The sequence below is a fragment of the Streptomyces sp. HNM0645 genome, assembly GCF_030056615.1.
GTDB classification, from domain to species: Bacteria; Actinomycetota; Actinomycetes; order Streptomycetales; family Streptomycetaceae; genus Streptomyces; species Streptomyces marianii.
This window is the reverse complement of record NZ_JASHLT010000040.1, coordinates 38,892-58,369: the sequence shown is the minus strand read 5'-3', so window position 1 is coordinate 58,369 and position 19,478 is coordinate 38,892. Positions and strand designations below refer to the sequence as shown.

The 19,478-nt window shown below is 70.6% G+C and carries 20 protein-coding genes; 18 read left to right on the top strand and 2 right to left on the bottom strand.

The genetic code is table 11. The features are described 5' to 3' along the window. Window positions 1–319: 319 nt before the first annotated feature. From QMZ92_RS25220 to QMZ92_RS25150, 15 genes are all read left to right on the top strand, one after another. Window positions 320–1,180 carry a hypothetical protein gene (locus QMZ92_RS25220; protein ID WP_283299775.1) on the top strand — a complete coding sequence of 287 codons (861 nt, stop codon included), beginning with the start codon at window positions 320–322 and terminating at the stop codon, window positions 1,178–1,180. A 112-nt stretch (window positions 1,181–1,292) separates the two neighbouring features. Then, on the top strand, window positions 1,293–2,003 hold the full coding sequence (gene cpaB, locus QMZ92_RS25215; RefSeq protein ID WP_283299762.1) for a Flp pilus assembly protein CpaB: 711 nt from the start codon (window positions 1,293–1,295) through the stop codon (window positions 2,001–2,003). 7 nt (window positions 2,004–2,010) lie between these two features. Then, complete coding sequence (locus QMZ92_RS25210) at window positions 2,011–3,252, top strand: CpaE/TadZ family protein (protein WP_283299761.1); 1,242 nt, start codon at window positions 2,011–2,013, stop codon at window positions 3,250–3,252. Between the two features lie 188 nt (window positions 3,253–3,440). Then, entirely contained in the window at window positions 3,441–3,806 is a 366-nt protein-coding gene (locus QMZ92_RS25205; protein WP_283299760.1) for a TadE/TadG family type IV pilus assembly protein, read from the top strand. 2 nt (window positions 3,807–3,808) lie between these two features. Next, window positions 3,809–4,195, top strand: coding sequence for a TadE/TadG family type IV pilus assembly protein (locus tag QMZ92_RS25200; protein ID WP_283299759.1), 387 nt, complete (start codon window positions 3,809–3,811; stop codon window positions 4,193–4,195). A gap of 64 nt (window positions 4,196–4,259) precedes the next feature. Beyond that, window positions 4,260–5,600, top strand: a complete 1,341-nt coding sequence (locus tag QMZ92_RS25195) for a TadA family conjugal transfer-associated ATPase (protein ID WP_283299758.1) — start codon at window positions 4,260–4,262, stop codon at window positions 5,598–5,600. A gap of 135 nt (window positions 5,601–5,735) precedes the next feature. Beyond that, window positions 5,736–6,677, top strand: coding sequence for a type II secretion system F family protein (locus QMZ92_RS25190; protein WP_283299756.1), 942 nt, complete (start codon window positions 5,736–5,738; stop codon window positions 6,675–6,677). Window positions 6,678–6,708: 31 nt separating this feature from the next. Next, a complete protein-coding gene (locus QMZ92_RS25185; RefSeq protein ID WP_283299755.1) occupies window positions 6,709–7,599 on the top strand; it encodes a DUF5936 domain-containing protein in 891 nt (296 codons plus the stop codon). A gap of 153 nt (window positions 7,600–7,752) precedes the next feature. Beyond that, on the top strand, window positions 7,753–9,186 hold the full coding sequence (locus tag QMZ92_RS25180) for a sensor histidine kinase (protein ID WP_283299754.1): 1,434 nt from the start codon (window positions 7,753–7,755) through the stop codon (window positions 9,184–9,186). A 180-nt stretch (window positions 9,187–9,366) separates the two neighbouring features. Further along, window positions 9,367–10,470, top strand: coding sequence for a response regulator transcription factor (locus tag QMZ92_RS25175; protein WP_283299753.1), 1,104 nt, complete (start codon window positions 9,367–9,369; stop codon window positions 10,468–10,470). 254 nt (window positions 10,471–10,724) lie between these two features. Further along, window positions 10,725–10,958, top strand: a complete 234-nt coding sequence (locus QMZ92_RS25170) for a hypothetical protein (protein ID WP_283299752.1) — start codon at window positions 10,725–10,727, stop codon at window positions 10,956–10,958. Next, window positions 10,958–11,542 (top strand): pilus assembly protein TadG-related protein, encoded by a 585-nt coding sequence (locus tag QMZ92_RS25165; RefSeq protein ID WP_283299751.1) that lies wholly within the window; start codon window positions 10,958–10,960, stop codon window positions 11,540–11,542. Before QMZ92_RS25170 ends, QMZ92_RS25165 begins: the two co-directional genes overlap by 1 nt. Window positions 11,543–11,573: 31 nt before the next feature. Beyond that, window positions 11,574–12,167 carry a hypothetical protein gene (locus QMZ92_RS25160; protein WP_283299750.1) on the top strand — a complete coding sequence of 198 codons (594 nt, stop codon included), beginning with the start codon at window positions 11,574–11,576 and terminating at the stop codon, window positions 12,165–12,167. Further along, on the top strand, window positions 12,167–12,829 hold the full coding sequence (locus QMZ92_RS25155; protein ID WP_502962132.1) for an OmpA family protein: 663 nt from the start codon (window positions 12,167–12,169) through the stop codon (window positions 12,827–12,829). The genes QMZ92_RS25160 and QMZ92_RS25155 overlap by 1 nt, the downstream gene beginning before the upstream one ends. Window positions 12,830–13,256: 427 nt before the next feature. Then, entirely contained in the window at window positions 13,257–14,315 is a 1,059-nt protein-coding gene (locus QMZ92_RS25150) for a PucR family transcriptional regulator (protein WP_283299749.1), read from the top strand. Here QMZ92_RS25150 and QMZ92_RS25145 read toward each other — a convergent pair. Then, a complete protein-coding gene (locus tag QMZ92_RS25145; RefSeq protein ID WP_283299748.1) occupies window positions 14,252–14,638 on the bottom strand; it encodes a type 1 glutamine amidotransferase family protein in 387 nt (128 codons plus the stop codon). The genes QMZ92_RS25150 and QMZ92_RS25145 overlap by 64 nt on opposite strands. 214 nt (window positions 14,639–14,852) lie before the next feature. On the opposite strand from QMZ92_RS25145, the gene QMZ92_RS25140 reads away from it, so the two are divergent. The 3 genes from QMZ92_RS25140 to QMZ92_RS25130 all read left to right on the top strand — a co-directional run bounded on the left by QMZ92_RS25140 (window position 14,853) and on the right by QMZ92_RS25130 (window position 19,035). Continuing rightward, a complete protein-coding gene (locus QMZ92_RS25140) occupies window positions 14,853–17,057 on the top strand; it encodes a Tox-REase-5 domain-containing protein (protein ID WP_283299747.1) in 2,205 nt (734 codons plus the stop codon). Between the two features lie 19 nt (window positions 17,058–17,076). Further along, a complete protein-coding gene (locus tag QMZ92_RS25135; RefSeq protein ID WP_283299746.1) occupies window positions 17,077–17,805 on the top strand; it encodes an Imm52 family immunity protein in 729 nt (242 codons plus the stop codon). Window positions 17,806–17,874: 69 nt separating this feature from the next. After that, a complete protein-coding gene (locus QMZ92_RS25130) occupies window positions 17,875–19,035 on the top strand; it encodes a mannosyltransferase family protein (RefSeq protein WP_283299745.1) in 1,161 nt (386 codons plus the stop codon). Between the two features lie 32 nt (window positions 19,036–19,067). On the opposite strand, the gene QMZ92_RS25125 is transcribed toward QMZ92_RS25130, so the two are convergent. Beyond that, a complete protein-coding gene (locus tag QMZ92_RS25125) occupies window positions 19,068–19,439 on the bottom strand; it encodes a DUF192 domain-containing protein (RefSeq protein WP_283299744.1) in 372 nt (123 codons plus the stop codon). Window positions 19,440–19,478 lie beyond the last annotated feature (39 nt).

Here is a 19,478-nt window from a genome sequence, read left to right as displayed (position 1 = left end):
CCGATCGGAGCGCGGCGCACGGGACATGTGGAGACGAGCGGCGCGGGGCGCGAAGCGCCGAGGAGCCGAATTGCGAAGGAACGACTCCTGAAATCCCCTCGCTGATACAGGAGTTAACCTCTGGCGGCTTCGTCCGCTTTGACCGGTGAGCATTGCGTGAGTGTCGGGTCACCGGGTGCCGAAAGCTGTTCTCTGAACCTGTTGGACGTGGATAAAGTGCTGATGCAGGAGAAGCACGGAGAGCAGGGGAACTGCGGTCGTCGCCGTCGCTGCGGCGGCCGGAGCCGAACGGGGAATCAGCGTGCCGACCGCGATTGCTGTGACCAGCGCCGACCTGGTGCTACCGCCGACGGACAGCCATACGCCCACCGCCGCGCTGCTGCACGCGCCGGACACCCAGCCGCTGGACGCGGCACTCGCCGACATGCAGGTCCTGGTGGAGCAGAACGGCTATGTGGTCGCCCTCTACCCCGCCTCCATCACCGCCGCCCACGAGCGCAGACTGCACACGGTCCGCTCGGTCCTGGAGAGCGACCGGATCGCGCTGCTGAAGCTCGATCTTCCGCCGCTCGGGGTGTCCGTGCTGGTCCGGCAGCTGCGCCAGCTGTCCGTCTGCGACTTCAGCGCCGGAGTGGTCGCCTCCGCCGCCCGGCTGCTCTCCCACTACATCCACGCGGGCGCCCTGCTCAACTCGGTCACCAAGCTCGACCGCGTCCCCGTGAGCCTCAAGTCCCACGCCAAGTCGTGGGTCCCCGGCTCGCAGTTCGGTGTCGTGGCCAACCCCGGTCCACAGCTGGTCAGAATCGGCCACGGAGAGCTGACCGGACCCGAGTTCGCCACCCAGCTCCTGGTGGCGAAAGGGCAGCTGCAGTCGGAATGGGTGAATGCGACACTGGCGCCCGCATGGCAGGTCCAGGGAATCCAGGAGACCGCACTGCCGGCCGATTCCCCGAGATGGTGGGGCACCCCACGGATGATCGAATTCGCCGCCTTCCTCCCCGACATCTCCGTGATCTACCAGCTGGTTTCCTCGGTACGACGGGAGGTGTGCACCTGGTGCGGCATCGAACTCATCGGTGACCGCTGCGGTTTCTGTTCGGCCCCACTCGCCCCGGCCGAGAACCGAACGCATCCCACAGGTGTCCTAGGCGAAGGAACACCGATGCACCGCGGGTCGTAATGCGCCGCCGGTGCGGTGGGCGCGGACCGGTGGCGGCCCCGCCGTATACGCACCCCACCGCACGTACCAGTCCGCTCATCAGCCCACGTCTTCCATCGAGGTTGCCCCGCTCATGAATTCACGCCAACGCCGCGGCGTCATCCTGCTGCTCCTCTCGGTCCTGTGTGCCTTCGGCGCGTTCGCCGGTGTGCTCTCGGTGATCAGCGACGTGAATTCCAAGGTCGGGCCCGAGGTCACCGCGTACCGGGTCAAGTCCGACGTCGCCCCGTACCAGGCACTGCAGCCGAACCAGTTCGAGAAGATCACCATGCCGAAGCGCTGGCTCTCCGAGAACGCGGTGACCGACGTCTCGGTCGTCGACGGGAAGGTGGCCGTCACCCAGCTCAAGAAGGGCTCGCTGCTCCAGGACGACATGTTCGTCAAGCGCCCGGCCCTCGACCGAGACGAGCAGGAGATAGCCATCATGATCGACGCAGCGACGGGCGTGGCGGGCAAGATCAGAGCCGGCGACTCCGTCAACATCTACGCCACCTTCGCCGGTGACGACCAGGGCGGGGCGAAGGCGCAGTCCCGCGTCATCGTCCCCAACGCCCGGGTCATCGACGTCGGCCGGCTCACCGCGCTCGAGCCCAAGGAGGGCGACAGGCGGGGCGCGCTGCGCGAGGCCGTCCCGATCACCTTCGCGCTCAACACCAAGGACGTCCAGCGCGTCGCGTACGCCGAGTCGTTCGCGGTGAACGTGCGGCTGGCGCTGCTCGCGGACGGCGGTTCGACCCAACTGCGCCCGGGGGAGGGTACTTACACCCTCGAAGGGGACAAGTGAGAGACGGATGACGACCAGAATCCTCCCGGCCGTCGGTGACGCCGACGCCGCCCGGTCCATCACCACCCTGCTCAGCCAGCTCCCGGAAGCGGAGCCGGCGGGGCCGGTCGGTGACTCGACATCGCTGATCGACACCCTGGCGCGGCTCGCCGCGGAGTCCGTGGACGAGCTCCCGGAGGTCGTCCTGGTCCACGAGCGGATCGGTCCGGTGCCCGCACTCGAACTGATCCGGGAGGTGGCCCTGCGCTTCCCCGCGGTCGGGGTCATCCTGGTCACCGCCGACGCGAGCCCCGGCCTGTACTCGGCCGCGATGGACTCCGGCGCCCGCGGCCTGGTCGGCCTGCCCCTCTCCTACGAGGAGCTCGTCCAGCGAGTGCAGGCGGCGGCCGCGTGGTCGGTCGGCGTACGGCGCCATCTGGGCTCCGGCGGCGATGTGTTCACCGGCCCCGGCGGTACGGTCGTCACGGTCAGCGGCGCCAAAGGGGGCGTCGGCACCACGCTCACCGCCGTCCAGCTCGCCCTGGCCGCCAGGGCCGGCGGGATGACCGTCGCCCTCGCCGACCTCGATCTGCAGTCGGGCGACGTCGCCTCGTACCTGGACGTCCAGTTCCGGCGCTCGATCGTCGACCTCGCGGGCATCCAGGACATCTCGCCGCGCGTCCTGCAGGACGCGGTCTACACCCACGAGACCGGGATCGGGCTGCTGCTCGCCCCCGGCGAGGGCGAGCGCGGCGAGGAGGTCACCGAGCGCTCGGTGCGCCAGATCGTCAGCGCCCTGCGGAACCGCTACGAGGTCGTGGTCGTCGACTGCGGCAGCCATATGAACGGCGCCAACGCGGCGGCGATCGAGATGGCCGACACGACGCTGCTCGTCACCACGCCGGACGTGGTCGCCGTACGCGCGGCCAAGCGCATGGTCAGGCTCTGGGACAGGCTCCAGATCCGCAAGGCGGAGGAGACCGTGACCGTCGTCAACCGCTATGTGCGCAACGCGGAGATACAGCCCCCGCTCGTCGAGCGGATCACCTCCACCCGGGTCTCCCGGGTCGTCATCCCCGCCAACTTCAAGGAACTGCAGGCCCTCGTGGACGCCGGCCGGATGCAGGACCTCGAGGCCAAGTCCACCGTCAAGCAGGCGCTGTGGGGACTGGCGGGGGAGCTGGGACTGGTGAAGGCGAATGAAGCACCGCAGAAGCAGGGAAAGTTGAGGAGCGACCGGGGTGCCCTGGGCATCCGGAGAAGGTCCTGAGGGGCCGGAGACCGAGGGGGCGAGTTGAAGCGATGCACATCGTGGCAGGTACGGACCGGAGGGTTACCGACGGGCGTCCCGCCGACCGGCGTCGCGCCGGTGTGCGGACCGTCGGGGGTCGGGTGACGGGCCGGAGGCACATGGGGACCGGGCCGGCCGCCCGGAGGCGTGCTCTCCGGAGCGGGACCGTGGTGGGGGACGACCGCGGGCAGACCGCGGTGGAGTTCACCGGAATGGTGCCGATCATCCTGGCGACGCTGGTCCTGCTCTGGCAGGCGGCGCTCGTCGGCTACTCGTTCTCGCTCGCGGGGAACTCCGCGGACGAGGGCGCCCGGGCGGGCGCCGCGGCGGGCTGGGGCGCGGCCGGGCAGGTCTGCGAGCAGGCGGCGCGGAAGAACCTGCCGGACTCCTGGGAGGCCGAGATCAGCTGCCCGCCGGGCGGTGGGGACCTGTACGACGTGGAGGTAAATGTCGTCGTCCCGGTCCTCTACCCGGGATTCATCGACTTCTCGTTCACCGCACCCGGGCGGGCCTCCGCCGTGTGGGAGGGCTGACCATGCAGAAACACACCCGTGGACGGCGGTTCGGTGCACACGGGCGCCGCGACCGGGGCCAGACCGCGATCGAGTACCTCGGCTGGATCCCCATCCTGCTGCTGGTCGCACTCGCCGCGATCCAGCTGGGCATCGCCGTGTACGCGGTCCAGCAGGCGGGGACGGCGGCACGGGCGGCGGCGCGGACCGAGTCGATCGACAACGGGAGCGGAGTGCAGGCGGGGAAGGCGGCGATGAGCGACTGGCTGGCCGGCGGGACGGACGTCGACGTAAGCATGGCCGGTGACGAGGTGACCGCCACCGCGTACGTCGACATCCCCTCCCTCATCCCCGTTCTCGCGTTCGACCGGGCCACCCGTTCCGCGACCATGCCCGTCACCGACCGCTGACCCACCGCCCTCCGGCGCCACCGGGCACGCCGTCCGGTCAACCCTTCGAAGGAGTCGAGCACCTATGAGCCTCCGGGCGCGCATGAGCAATCCCGAACCGGGCCCCGGTCAGGGGTCGGACAGCCGGCTCGTCGGGATCTACCGCGCCAAGCTCCTGGAGGAGATCGACCTCGCGGAGATGTCCATGCTGCAGGCCGCCGAGCGGCGTGCGCGGCTGGAGCGCGTGCTGGGCCACATCATCAGCCGCGAGGGGCCGGTGCTGTCCTCGGTCGAGCGCTCGCAGCTGATCCGCCGGGTCGTGGACGAAGCCCTCGGCCTGGGCATCCTGGAGCCCCTGCTGGAGGACGCCTCCATCAGCGAGATCATGGTGAACGGGCCCGAGCAGGTCTTCGTCGAGCGCCGCGGCCGGCTGGAGCTGCTGCCCATGAGGTTCAGCTCGAACGAACAGCTCATGCAGACCATCGAGCGCATCGTCTCGACCGTCAACCGCCGGGTGGACGAGGCCAATCCGATGGTGGACGCGCGGCTGCCCAGCGGGGAGCGCGTCAACGTGATCATCCCGCCGCTCTCGCTCAGCGGCCCGATCCTCACGATCCGGCGCTTCCCCCGCGCGTTCACGCTCCGCGAGATGATCGAGCTCGGTTCCCTCGACGACCAGATGACGATGTTGCTGTCGGGCCTCGTCCGGGCGAAGTTCAACGTGATCGTCTCCGGGGCGACCGGCACGGGCAAGACCACGCTGCTCAACGCGTTGTCGGGGCTCATCCCCGACGGGGAGCGGATCGTCACCATCGAGGACTCGGCGGAACTCCAGCTCCAGCAGAACCATGTGATCACGTTGGAGAGCCGGCCCCCCAACGTCGAGGGCAAGGGACGGATCACCATCCGTGACCTGGTCCGCAACTCGCTGCGCATGCGCCCCGACCGCATCATCGTCGGTGAGGTCCGAGGCGGCGAGACGCTTGACATGCTCCAGGCAATGTCGACGGGTCACGACGGCTCCCTCGCCACCGTCCACGCCAACAGCGCGGAGGACGCGCTGATGCGGCTGCAGACCCTGGGCTCCATGTCCGAGATCGAGGTCCCGTTCGTGGCGATCAAGGACCAGATCAACAGCGCGGTCGACGTGATCGTCCAGCTCACCCGGCACGCCGACGGCTCCCGCAGGATCACCGAGATCGCCATCCTGGACTCCCACGGCAGGGAGGAGTACCGCATCGTCTCGGTCTGCCGGTTCAACGCCCGGCCGATGTCCGCCGACGGTCTGGTCCACGGTTCGTTCGAGTACCTGCCGTTGCCGCGACGGGTCGCCGAGCGGCTGTACATGAAGAACGAGCCGATCCCACCGGCCTTCGGCGTCGCCGACTCGGAGGACCAGCTCACGCTGCGCAGGGCGGTCGCATGAGTTCCCCGAGCCTGGCGCACCCACCGGGCCTGGCGCTTCCGCCGAGCTTGACGCTTCCGGGCCCGACGCACCCGCCGAGCCGGGTGCGCCGCACGAGCCCTGTGCCGTCCCCGACCGCGACAGAAGGTTCAGCCCGTGGCTAATCTCCCGCTCCTGACGATCGGCGTCACCCTGCTCGCCTGCGTCCTCGGCGTCCTCGGCGTGCACGTCTACTCCTCGGGCAAGGCCCAGCGCCAGGCGCTCGTCGACCGGATGTCCCAGACGGGGCAGATCGCCCTTCCCACGGGACGGCGGCGCCGTTTCCACGGGGTGGACCGGCGGCTGCGCGGCACCGCACTCGGCAAGCGGATCGAGCACAAGATCGCCACGACCGGCCTGGACCTCACCCCGGGCGAGTACGTCGTCTACGTGATCGGCGCCCTGCTCGCCGTCTACTTCACCGTCGGGGCCGTCTTCGCACCGTTCTTCGGCGTCCTGGCCGCCGTCACCGGTCTCTGGGGCGCCAACGCCTTCCTCAACTGGCAGCGCGCCAAGCGGACCGATGCGTTCATCAACCAGCTCCCCGAATTGACCCGCGTCCTCGCCAACGCCACCCACGCCGGACTCGCGATGCGCACCGCGCTCGCCATGGCCGCCGAGGAGCTGGACGACCCGGCCGGCGAGGAGCTCATGCGCGTCGCCGACCAGCTCGCCGTGGGCCACACCCTGGACGACGCGCTGGGCGAGCTCGCCGAGCGACTGCCCTCCCGCGAGCTGGTCGTCCTCGTCACGACCCTCGTCCTCTCCAACCGGGCGGGCGGCCAGGTCGTCAGCTCGCTGCGCAACCTGACCGAGACGCTGGAGGAACGCAAGGAGACCCGGCGCGAGGTCACGACCCTGCTCTCGCAGGTGAAGGTGACCGCGCTCGCCGTTCCGCTCCTCGGTCTCAGCTTCCTGCTGATGATCAACGCCATACGTCCGGGCGCCCTGGACAAGATGACCGCCTCGGTCGTCGGCCAGTTCGCCGTCGTCATCGCCTTCGGCATGTACGCCGTCGGCTTCTTCCTCATCCGCCGTATGTCCCGGATCCGGGTCTGAGGAACGGACGAAGGGAACAGGGGTACTAGCCATGGGACTTCTGCTGGCGGCCGTCGTCGGCCTCGCGGTGTACGGGGCCTTCCACGGCATCCGGATGTACCGGGCCGATGCCAAACTGCCCGGCGACCTCGCGGTGGCACTCGAGGTCGGCTCGAGCCGCACCACCGCGGTCGGTTCCGGAATCGACCGCATGGGCATGCGCTTCGCCCCGACCGTGCTCTCCATGATGGGGCCGAAGCGCGTCGACGCCCTGCGCCGCAGGCTCGACATGGCGGGCAACCCCGGCGGTATGACCGTCGACCGCTACGCCGCCCGACGTGCCGTCTACGGCATGCTCGGCGCGGCCGCCGCCTTCTCCCTCGTCCTGCGCGGGCAGGCGGTCATCGGCCTGCTCGCGCTGGTGTACGGACTCGTCTGGACCGATGTCGTCCTGCGCGCCGCCATCCGCCGTCGCCGCAACGACATCGAACGCACCCTGCCCGACTTCCTCGACGTGCTCGCCGTCGTCGTGTCCGCGGGACTCGGCTTCCGGCAGGCGCTGGAGCGGGTCGCCGAGAAGTACAAGGGCCCGTGGGCCGACGAGCTGCGGATCACCCTGCGCCAGATGGACATGGGCGTCAGCCGGCGTGAGGCGTTCGAGCAACTGCGCAAGCGGAACTCGTCCGAGCAGGTGTCGATGTTCGTCACCGCGCTCCAGCAGGGAGAGGAGCTCGGCGCCCCCATCGTCGACACGCTCATCCAGATCGCGACGGACATGCGGCGGACGGACGCGCAGAACGCCAGGCGCTCCGCCTCCAAGGCCGTCCCCAAGACGACGCTCGTGGTCACGATGGTCATGCTCCCCGCGACGATGATCCTCATCGTCATGAGCTTCTACTACGGCTCCGGCGTCGACTTCGCCGACATCCTGAGCGGCACCTGACCGGGCCTGCGCGACGGGGGGCCGGCGGGACACCGGGGCCGCCCCCCGGACCGTACCGGCGACGCGAGACGAGCATGAGCACGACGGCGGGACCGTACCGGCACAGCACCACCGACACGACAGCGCGAGCGAGCGGAACAGGAGGTGACCCACATGGGCCTGAGGATCCCCGTCCCAGGAGGCGGCGGCAGCACCGGAGCGTCCCGCGGCGGGACCGGCGACGGCCCGCACGGCGCCACCGCCGGCGAGATCCGGGGCGGGATCGGCGGAGGCCTCGGCGGGGAAGTACCGGGGCAGCCCGCCGCCGCGGCGTCCCGGCACGTGCCGTCGCTGCCCATCCAGGTCAACGCCCTCCAGGCCCTCTGCCGTCAGGTCTTCGGCTTCCGGCTGGCGACGATCGCGCTGGCCACGCCGTTCGCCCTGGACAACACCCGGCCGGGTCTGGGCACGTGGCTCGTCGGCTCGGCCGTGATCGTGACCTTCATGGTGTCGTACATCCCCCTGCGGGACTGGGAACGCTTCGGGCCGTTCCTGCTCCGGCATCCCGCGCTCCTCGCGATCGACTCGCTGTTCGGTGCGCTGCTCCTGGCCACCGCCTCACCCGAGTCGATCCTCGCGTACGTCACCCTCTGCACCCCGCTGCTCGCCGGGCTGGTCTACGGCTGGCGCGGGGCGGCGGTTTTCGCCGTGCTCCAGTCGCTCATCATCGGCGGCGCGTTCGCCGTCAACCCGGACGTGAAGGCCGGGCTCGGCGATCTGCTGCTCCCCGGGCTGTGCGTCATCGCGGGCGCGGTCGGCAGCACCCTGCGCAACCTCATGCTCGGCTTCGGAACCGCCACCCAGGCGCTCACCGAGGCCCGTGCCCGTCTCGCCGTCAACGAGGCGGTGGAGGGGGAGCGCGCCCGCCTCGCCCGGGAGATGCACGACTCGGTGGCCAAGACGCTCCACGGGCTGGCCCTGGCCGCGGACGGCCTGGCCGGGTCAGCGGACCGCATGGACCCGCTCACCGTCAAGCACCAGGCGGAACTCGTCGCCCGCTCGGCACGCCGGGCCGCCGCCGAGTCCCGCGAGCTGCTCTCGGACCTCCGGCGACAGTCAGGCCTCGACGGCGGTGTCGACCTGCTGTCCGAACTGAGCGCCCGTACGGAGGACTTCGCCCGACGGCACGACGTAGAGGCCCGCTTCCGCCGGCTCGGCCGGGCGCCCGTACCGGCCGTCCCCCAGATCGTTGCCCGCCAGGCGCTCACCGTCGCCTCGGAGGCCATGGAGAACGCCCACCGCCACGGGCGGCCCACGTACCTCGACGTCTCGGCCGGCGTGGTGGGCGACGTCCTGCGTATCAGCGTCTACGACGACGGCAGGGGGCTGCCGCCGGGCACGACACTCGACGACCTTCGCCGAGCGGGCCACTTCGGCCTCGTCGGCATGGTCGAGCGCGCCGCGTCCATCGGGGCCCGTATCCGCATCGGGCGCGGACGCCACGCCCGGGGGACGGAGGTACGGCTCGAACTTCCGCTGATGGCCATCGCCCCGGCGCCACTGGGCGTGCTCCCGCAACAGCGGCGGGCGACTCCGCTCCTGAACTGAAGGGCGTACGCGTTCCGTCGACTGACCGACCGACCGAGCGAAACCGACCGACTGACCGACTGACCGACTGACCGACCGACCGACCGACCGACCGAGCGAAACCGACCAACCGACCCAGTCCCCGTCCCGAGCACCCGACCCTCCCCGACAACCGCCCCACTCCGAGAGGAGGCCGCAACCATGCCGGACGACATCTCCCGTGCATCGGGGCAGCAGTGGACACGGCAACCGCACGTGTCACAGCACACGTCCTCGCATGCCGCACCGCTCACTTCCGACCATTCCTCCGGACCGTCCGCCTTCCCCGCTCCCCAAGGACCGGCGGACGCGGCATCCGGTGACTACCCGGCCCTGCCCGCCCCCGTCGCCTCCGCCCCGACGCTCCGGGTCGTCGTCGCCGACGACAACCCGGTAGTACGAGCCGGCCTGACCGTGCTGCTCCAAGGCCGCCAGGACATCCATGTCGTCGCGGAGGCCGCCGACGGACGCCAGGCATACGACGCGGCCGTCCGGCACCGGCCGGACGTCGTGCTGCTCGACGTGCGCATGCCCGGTGTCGACGGCATCTCGGCCCTTCCGCACCTGGTCCGCCTCGCGCCGGTGCTGATGATGACGTACAGCCGCGAGAGCGAGATCGTCCACGAGGCCCTTCGCCGCGGCGCGGGCGGCTATCTGGTCCACGGCGAGTTCACCGCGGACCAGCTCGTCGCCGCGGTCCGCGACATCAAGGAGGGCAGGGCCTCGTTCACGTCCTCGGCCTCCAGCGCCCTGCTCGCGGCGGTGCGTGGCACCACCGCGCCTCCGGAGCCGCCGGCGTCACCTCTGCCGGACGGTCTGGGTGCGGCGCTCGGCGGCCCGGAGGGACGGGGATCAACGTCTGCAACCGCACACGACACGAGCCAGCCTTCTGTCTACACATCATCAACAAATCAGCAGGTGGGCTTAGTTGCCCATCGTTCCCCTTCGCAACAATTCGATGCATCCCCTTCGCTTTCGCAAGCGAATGTGGCACATTCTTCTGCAGGATCGGCCCCCTCCGGGGCTGCCCCGGGGCCAGGCTCCGGGGGTCTGCTGACCGAGCTGAGCCAACGGGAGGTGGAAGTGATGGACCTGATCGCGTCGGGCATGACGAATCAGCAGATCGCCGCCACCTGCTTCATCAGCCAGAAGACCGTCAAGAACCACATCAACCGCATCTTCGCCAAGCTCAACGCCGGCAGCCGGGGCGAGGCCATCGCCATCTGGCACGGCCTGGCCCGAGGGGGGCCGGCGAGTCATGGCTGACACGACCGGGACGACGGGCACGATCGGCGTGACCGGAGCCGCGGGTACGACCGGGACGCCCGGACGATCGAGGGCCCAATCCGCGGAATGGGCCCCCGGCTGGGCCCTGAGGCCCATGCCGAGGGGTGTTCTCGCCCCGTACGTTTCTCATGCCGCCAGTGAGACCGGCCAGGAGGAAGCCGGAAGCGCGAGCGGCGCCGAGGACTCGTACGAGTCGGCCGGCAAGCGGCCGGCCGGACCAGGAGGGGAACACCATGTCGAACATCACTCTCAAGGCCGCGACCAACGCCCGCGTCTACGTCGGCAACTGGGCGAAGACGACCGTCGAGGCGATCCAGCGCCGCGGCGACAAGGGCCAGGGTGCCGTCGAGTACGTGGGTGTGATCGTGCTGGTCGCGCTGATCATCGCGGCGCTGGTGGGCTCGGGCGTGGCGGAGACCATCGCTTCCGGCCTGTCGAACAAGGTCAACGAGATCATCGGCGGCTGATGCAGCTTGATGCCGGTGAGAAGGGGCAGGTCGCTCCCGCCTACGTGGTGGTGGTAGCGAGCCTGCTCTTTCTCGCGCTTGCGTTTTTCGCGGTCGGCCAGGCCGGCGCCACTCGCAATGGCGCGCAGACGGGCGCCGATGCCGCCGCCCTTGCGGCGGCCAAGCAATCTCGGGACCAGTTCGAGCTGGAGCTGCCGGCCAACCTCAACCCGGCGCTTCTGACGGCGATCTTCAATTTGGGTCAGTTCGGAAGCTTTCGGGGCTGCGAGGCGGCCCACCCCATGGCACAGCGGAACGGCACCGTCGTGAAGCCGGGCGGCTGCAGCCCGGCGTTCAACGGCGGTTGGGCCTTCACCGTCGAGGTCGAGACGGAGAAGCCGGTCGGGGACACCGTCCTGCCGGGGACCGAGTCGAAGAAGGCGACGGCCGAGGCCACGGCCGAACTCACGTCCCGATGCCTCTACAAGCCGGTCCCCAAGCCGCTGGGGACGTTGACGTGCAAGGGGGCGGCTCCCTGGCTGGTGGGCGAAGGTCCTCCGCCGGACGGGCCGGACCTCTTCGACATCCGGCTGACCGAGAACTGACCGTGAAACGAACGCAGAAGGAATGACACGCATGAGTATCCGGCACGGAGTGACCACGCGCAGGGTGGCGACCGCCGCTGTCCTCGCGGCAGCGCTGACCCTTTCGCTCACCGCCTGCGGCGGGGACGACGGAGGGTCGGCGAAGGACAAGGGGAGCAGTTCGGCGCCTGCCGCCACGGGGAACGGCAAGCCCCAGGACGACGGCGGCAACACCGTGCCGGATACCAGTCAGACTCTGGCAACCATCAACGGCAGCAACGGCTTTCAGATCGTCGTCCACACCGCAACCCGTGAGGACGGCGGCTTCCTGACCGTGACGGGAACCGTCAAGAACACCAGCGGAAAACGGGCGGTCGCTCCGATCGAGTGGAACGGTCAGGAGAATCAGGTGCGTCGCACGGGGCGGTCGCTTGGTGGGATCACGCTGATCGACAAGGTCGGGAAGAAGCGCTACTACGTGCTGCGCGACACAGAGGGCTATCCGCTGACGACCACTGGGATCTTCAATGTCGACGCTGGTGCGTCGGTCGCCTTCTTCGCCCAGTTCCCGTCACCGCCTGACTCGGCCTCTCAGGTCGATATCCAGGTGCCAGCCATGCCCACCGCCACGATTGAGATCTCCTGATGACCGCCACCATGTCCCGCCCCCGCAGGGCCGCGGCATCGACCCTTCTCTCGGCCGTGCTGGTCGTCGGAATGCAGTTCACCGCCGTCGGCGGTGCCTGGGCCGACGAGACGCCCGCCCCGGGCACGCCGCCAGGTACCGAGTCGACCTCGCCGCCGCCCGAGGTCGACGGGAACTCGCCGGGCCTGAAAATCCGCGACGGTGCGACCCTCGCGCCCGCCCGGGTGCTCGACATCGTCTCCGTCGTCGAGTCAGAGGGTGGTGAGGAGCGCCGTGAGGAGACCAGCTCCAACCTGAAGTTCGCACTTCAGGCGGAGGTGCTCTTCGGTAAGGACAGCGCCAAGCTGTCCGGCGCCGCCAACGCCCGTATCGCCGAGATCGCGTCCGAGATCCGCAAGCAGGGGGCCAAGAAGGTCCGCGTCTTCGGCTTCACGGACAACCTCGGCTCGGCCGCGCACGGTGACGTGCTGTCCAAGCAGCGGGCGGACGCCGTGCACAACGTGCTCTCCCGGCAGCTGGCGAGCTCGGGGATCAGTTACGAGATCCGTGGCTACGGCGAGCAGTACCCGATCGCCGACAACAGCAGTGAGGAGGGCCGCAAGAAGAACCGCCGGGTGGAGGTCTCCTTCCCGCGCGGCGAGAGTGGCGCCTCGCAGAGCTGAGCCCGGGTCCCGACGCGTATTCCCCCGCAGCGACCCGAAGTCCCGTGGGGGACGTCGGACATGACGTCCCCCACGGGACTTCCTGCGTCGGACGCCGCGAAGCAGCGGCAGGCGAGGCCCGGACCGGTCGGCGCGGGCGAGGAGGACCGAGCCCCCCCGCTGCCGGCCGACCACGGCTGTCAGCCGCGGCACGGCAACCGAACCAGGCGTTCCCCCGTTTCCCGGTTCCGGCAGGCAGCGTCTCGGTCTTCCTCGCCCTCCCCCGCGCGATCCGATCCTCCCAGTCTCGTGGCCGCGTTCGCATTGCCGACGATCGGCAATATTTACGTATCCTTGATGCCGGACGTCGTTCGCCGGACGTCAGCCGTCTCTGATCTCCGGCAGCAGGAAATCGTCGTCGGCGTTCCGGGAAGCGGGGGAATCGATCATGACGCTGCAGGAGACCACGCCGTATCTGGAGGGGTACGCCGAGGCGCTCACGGGCGCCTGTGCCACCGGCCGGAGGCTCACCCGCGACGAACTGGCGTCGCTCCGCGGCCAGGGGGAACGGGCCGCGGAGATGGGTCTCGGACTGCGCACCATGGTCCACGCCCACCTCGCCGCCGCCCGTGCGATACGGCCGGGACTCACGGGGGCCGCGGCCGACCACCTTCTCGCCGCGGTCGAGCAGGCCGTGGACGCCTTCGCCGAGGGCCATGAGAGGGCGCAGCGTCTCGCGGTGCGCCAGGAGGAGGCGGCCCGCCGTGAGTTCGTCGACGACCTGCTCTACGGGCGCAGCGACCTCGGCCGGCTCGCCGAGCGGGCCGTACGCTTCGGACTGCTGCTTTCCCACGCCCACGCGGTGGCCGTCGCCCAGGGTTCGGAGCCGTACGACGACGGCCATCCCCTCATCCGCCGGATCGAGTCCTCGCTCGTCGCCCGCTTCGGAGATCGCCGCATCCTCCTGACCACGAAGGACGGCCGGTTGATCTGCATCGCGCCGGGCGACCAGTCCGATGTGCTCAACCACTTCGCGAAGCAGGCGTACGGGGCGACGGGCGGCGGCCGGGTGGCCATCGGACGCCCCCACCCGGGCGCAGGCGGGGTGGTCCACTCCTACGAGGAGGCGCTGAACGCCCTGGACCTGGCCGATCGCATGGGCCTGGACGATCCGGTGCTGCTGGCCTCCGACCTGCTGGTGTATCCGGTGCTGACCCGTGACCGGCAGGCCATGGCCGACCTCGTGCTCAGCGTCCTCGGCCCGCTCAGGGACGCCCGCGGCGGAGCCCTGCCGTTGCTCGACACGCTCACGGCGTACTTCGACGCGGGTTGTGTGGCGGCCGAGGCGGCCCGCCGGCTCAACCTCAGCGTGCGGGCCCTGACGTACCGGCTCGACCGCATCCACAGGCTCACCGGCGCGGATCCGGGCGATCCCGTGCACCGCTACACCCTGCAGACGGCGGTCATCGGAGCACGTCTGCTCGACTGGCCGCGCCGGGAGGTCTGACCCACGGCACGCAGGACCTCCACCGTGCGCGGGGCGCGGGGCGCGGGGCGCGGGTCCGGGACGGGTTCGGGTGAGACACCGGTGACGGTCACCGTGTCGGTCCCGCGCGCGTCGTCCGGCCCGTGGCGGGAGGTGATCCGGAACGGCTCCAGGAGGCCGGCCGTCGCGGTGACGGTCCGCTCGGTGCGGACCCTCACCTCGTAGGCGGGCGTCCCGCAGGGCTGCTGTGCGACGGCGAACACCCGGCAGGGGAAGGCGGGGTCGTACGCGGAGGCGCCGTCGAGGGCGAGGGTCGCGACGACGTGCACGTCGGCCGAGCCCACGCACCCGGTCCGCCGCCTCGGGTGGGTGCCGGGCCCAGCCGGACGTGCTTGCGGACTTTGGGTCCACGGGCCCATGACCGTTCCCTCCGTCGCCCCTAGCCTCCGGAGTATGGCTGCAACCGGTGGGGGAACGGCGGGAGTTGCGCCTGCGGGCGCTTCCGGAGGGATGGGTGCGGGGACGTTGCCGCCCGTCCGGGGGAACGGCCGGCAGCCCATGCCGCGGGCCGTGCGGGCCGTGCTCGTACTGCTGCACGCGCTGTTCGGGGTCACGCTGCTGGGGGCTTTCGGTCTGCTCGTGACGGCCGCGGCCGTGGACGGGGTCGACGGGGAGCTCCTCGGCCTTCTGGTGTACGCCGCCGCTCCGGGAGTGGCCGGATTCCTGCTCGCGCTGCGGGTGTGGACCGGTGGTGAGTGGGTGCGGCGGGCACTGCTCGCGGTGCAGGCGTGGCTGCTCTTCGGGGCGTTGAGCGCACTCGTCGACGGCAGCGGCCGGGGTCTGACCCAACTGCTCGTCCCCGTGGCCGTGATCGTGCTGCTTTTCCGGCCGTCGGCGCGCCAGTGGTTCCTCGTGCCCGGTACGAGCCGGGTAGAGCGGCGACCCCCGAAGCTCGCCCGCCTCATCAAGTGGCGCAGGGACGGCGGCCAGACGGCCACCGAGTACGTCGGGCTGATCGTGCTCGTCGCGGCCGTCGTCGTCGGCCTGGTCGCGACCGGGGTCGGCGGTCAGATCGCCGGAGGGCTCCGGTCCGCGGTCTGCGAGATAACCGGCACGGCGTGCGGGGGTGGCGACGGCGGGCCGGCGGACGTCGAGGCCGGCGACGGCAGCGACAACGGCACTGGCACTGGCACCGGCGACGACAGCGCGGGCACGGACGGCGGTGCGGGTGCCACGGGCGGCACCGGAGGTACGGGCGGCACCGGTGGGCCCCAGGACGGCACCGGCGGGACCGGGACGGCCGACGAAGCCGTCTACGACGAGGACGACGAGACCGACGAGACGGGCGTGCCGGGCGTGCCGGACGACGGTCTCGACGACGTCGACGACGGCGGGGACGCCGGAGACGGTGAGGACGCCGGCGAGAGCTGCACCTCCGGGATCGGCGCCTTCCTCTCCTGCGGTGCCAAGCAGGTGGGCGGCTTCTTCGAGGGCGTCGTCGTGGACGGCCTCTGGGGCGACATCACCGGCACGTTCGAGACGATCCTCGACCCCGGCAAGGCCTGGGAGGGCATCAAGGACTACGGATCCCAGCTCGGCGACCAGTGGCTCGAGGACAGTGCGGGGGCGGGCGACAAGTGGTCCGAGGGGGTCTACCTGGGAGCCCTCTGGGACTGGGGCTCGGCGTCCGTCAACACCGGAGTGACCGTTCTCGACGACGTGTTCGTCGGCGACGAGGTCCGCGACATGTGGAACCGGGGCGACGAGGGCCAGGCCATCGGCACGGTCTTCTGGAACGTCGGCTCCCTCTTCATCCCGGGCTACGGCGAGGCGAAGCTCGTCGGCAAGCTCGGGAAACTGGGCAAGCTCGGGAAACTCGGCAAGGTCGGCGAGCTCGCGCAGAAGGCCTCCGAGGCCGCGGCGAAGGCACGCAAGGCGGCCAGGGCCGGCGATGTCGAGGGCGCCGAGCAGGCCGCCAGGGAAGCGCAGCAGCACGCCGACGACGCCGCCCGGGACGCGGGGCTCACCGGCTGCACGATCGGGATGGGCGCGCGGACGCGCATCCCGTACGGCGGCGGGCCGGGCGTCCCCGGCAGCGGCACGGGCGTGGTCGCGGGCGGGCGCACCGCCGCACCGGTCGCGCTGCTCGCGGGCAAGTGCGACGAGGTCGACCCGGAGAAGAAGCAGGCCGCCGAGGAGGCGGCGAAGCAGGCAGAGGAGGCGAAGAGGGCGGCCGCCGCGGCGAAGCGGAAGGCAGGGCTCGAGAGGGCGCAGCAGCAGCCGAAGCCGTCCTGGTACGAGAACCTCACTAACCCCCGCGCCGGGACCAAGGACGGCGGCGGCGGGAAGTGGGAGCACATCAAGCCCGCCCTTTTCAGCTACGAATCCGAGATGGGTGCGCGTTACCAGGAGCAGATCTCCGGAGTGAACCGCGGAAAGGAGTACCAGGTCCCCCTCGACAAACTCGACGGCAAGCCCGTCAATTTCGACGGGTGGGACTCCGCGAAGGGGACCTATCTCGAGGCGAAGTACGGCTACCGCAATCCGAAGTACTACGACGCCGAGGTGGGGGAGCTTAAGCTCGACATCGCCAACCGCTGGGCCAAGCAGGCGCAGCGGCAGGTGGACGCGGCCCGAGGGAAGCCGGTTGTATGGCACTTTTCCGATCCGGAGGTGGCTGAGGCCGCACGGGCGATGTTTGAGGAGAGGCGTATCAAGGTTAAGGTTGAGCACACGGCGGATGACGTTGTTGGCACAAGCTGAGGGAAGAGGGAGAGCGAAGGTGCTGTACGTCGTGGTCAACGGGGGATGGGGGAGACGGCAGGAGAGCGTTGTTCAGATCGCTGAGCGCTGGGTGGAAAGCCTGTCGGCCTTGGGTGATTTGGATGATGCGGCTTTCACCGGCTGGCTCGAGGCAGTCGACGATATTTCCACTGCGCCGCGTATGCCGCTGTCGGTGGCTGCGCTCTCCGAGTACCTGAAGAGGGAGAACCCGGAGTCCGACGTGGACCGTATTGGCTACACGACATCCCTGCTGACAAACAATCACGGGATGCCTCGTGTGACATTTTCGATTCATGCAGGTGGTGCTTCGGAGTGGGTGACAAATTCCGTTGCACTGTCGTTCCGATCGCGCAAGCTGGATGAATCCGTGCCGGCTGTGGGTCGCTCCTCGGATGTACTGCGAATTCTCGCCGACGCCTGGGACATCGACACGGGACAGGCCTACGGCCGTGCCCAGTACGATGCGGTGCGAGATGAGTTTGGTCTCGATAATTCAGCCCCCCGCTGCGGCCGATCGGTGTACTTGTCTGCGAAACGCGCGGCCCTGGCTCCGGAGGGATTTCCCGGTACTTATGCACGCACGGCACACGGCGGGCTGATCATCGATCTCACTCGGGACGGAGCTGAGGAGCCCGACATCGAGACGATCCTCGAGACCAACCGGGCCCTTCGGTCCGCCGGGGCCCTCGAGGAACTGCCCGTGCCGTACGACCGCGCCAAGTGGTGAACCCGCCCGCGTCGGCCGTCCCCGCACCGTGAGCGCGGTCACTTCCACCCCGCGGCGATAATCGGGCGCATGTCTGACCAGCCCGAGTCCGAGCCGCAGGGCACGCGTCCGCGCAGAGCGCCCGTCCCGCCCGGGCTCCCCGGTGCCGCCCCCGCACTCCTGGGCTACGCGGCCGTCCGGGCGCTGGGGGCGGCGATCCTCGCGGTGGCCGCCGCGGTGCAGGGCAAGGACGCCCTCCACCGGTTGAACGGGCGCTGGGACTCCGTCTGGTACGTCCGGATCGCGGAGAACGGATACGGGTACGAGGTGACGCTGCCCGACGGCAGCGTCCACTCCGATCTGGCCTTCTTCCCGCTGCTGCCCGCGCTGGAGCGGGCGGTCTCCGAGGTGCTGCCGGTCGGCGCCGCCACGGCGGGGCTGGTGATCGGCTGGATCGCGGCGTTCGCCGCCGCCTGGGGCGTCTACGCCGTCGGCGCGCATGTGGCGGGGCAGCGGGCCGGGGTGCTGCTGGCGGTGCTGTGGGGCGTGTACCCGACCGCTTTCGTGCAGTCGATGGCGTACACCGAGACGCTGTTCACCGCGCTGGCCGCCTGGTCGCTGTACGCCGTGCTGACCGACCGCTGGATCACCGCGGGGACGCTCTGCGCGCTGGCCGGGCTCACCCGGCCCTCGGCCGCCGCGCTCGTCGCCGCCCTCGGGGTCGCCGGGCTCGTAAGGCTGTTCAGAAGGGACCTGACCTGGCGGACGGCCGTGGGCGTGGTCGTCGCGCCGCTCGGTTGGCTGGGGTACGTCGTCTTCGTGGCCGTGCGCCAGGGCAGCCCCACGGCCTACTTCGAGGTCCAGGCCGCCTGGGGCAACAACATCGACGGCGGGGTCGCACTCGCCCGCTTCGTCGGCGCGCAGCTGAGCGGCCCCGTTCCGCTCGCCGGCATCGGCCTCGTCGCCGCGATCGGGCTGCTCCTCTGGGTGGTGTGGCTGTGCGTGAAGCAGCGCCAGCCGCTGCCGCTGCTGGTGTACGGGGCGGGGATCGTCGTCATCTCACTGATCGGCGCCGCGTACTTCGGCTCCCGCCCACGGCTGATCATGCCCGCCTTCCCGTTGTTGCTGCCCGCGGCGGTCGCCCTCGCGCGTCCGGCCCGCCGGACGACGGCCGCGCCGGCGGTGGCGCTGCTCGCCGTCGCCTCGGGGGCGTACGGGGCGTTCACGCTGCTCGGTTCGGGACCGCCCTGAGCCCGGGCCGGGCCCGGAGCGACGCTCACGGGTCAGGGTGCCCCGCGCCCCGGTCCGCCGATCGCGAGCCGGACCCCCGGACGCACACCCCACTGCGCCATCGCCCCCGCCTCGGCCTCCAGGACATGGCGGCTGCGCAGCCTCGGCAGCCCGAGCCGCCCCGGGCGCATCGTGTGGACGTCGAGGACGCGCAGTTCCCTGTCGAGGTACGCCACGTCGATGGCGAAGCGCATCCGGAAGGTGTGCACACTCGTGCACGGCGTCAGCATGAGCGCGCCGTCCAGGCCGTCACGGCCCAGCAGGCCCCGGTACCGCGCCCCGTACGACGCGGCGACCAGCAGCTCGACCGGTTCCTCCCGGCCGGGGACCGTCAGCGTGCCCTTGCCGTCCTGCCATCCGCCCATGTGCCCAGACCGTAGCGGGAGTCGGGCGGCCGTGGGCCC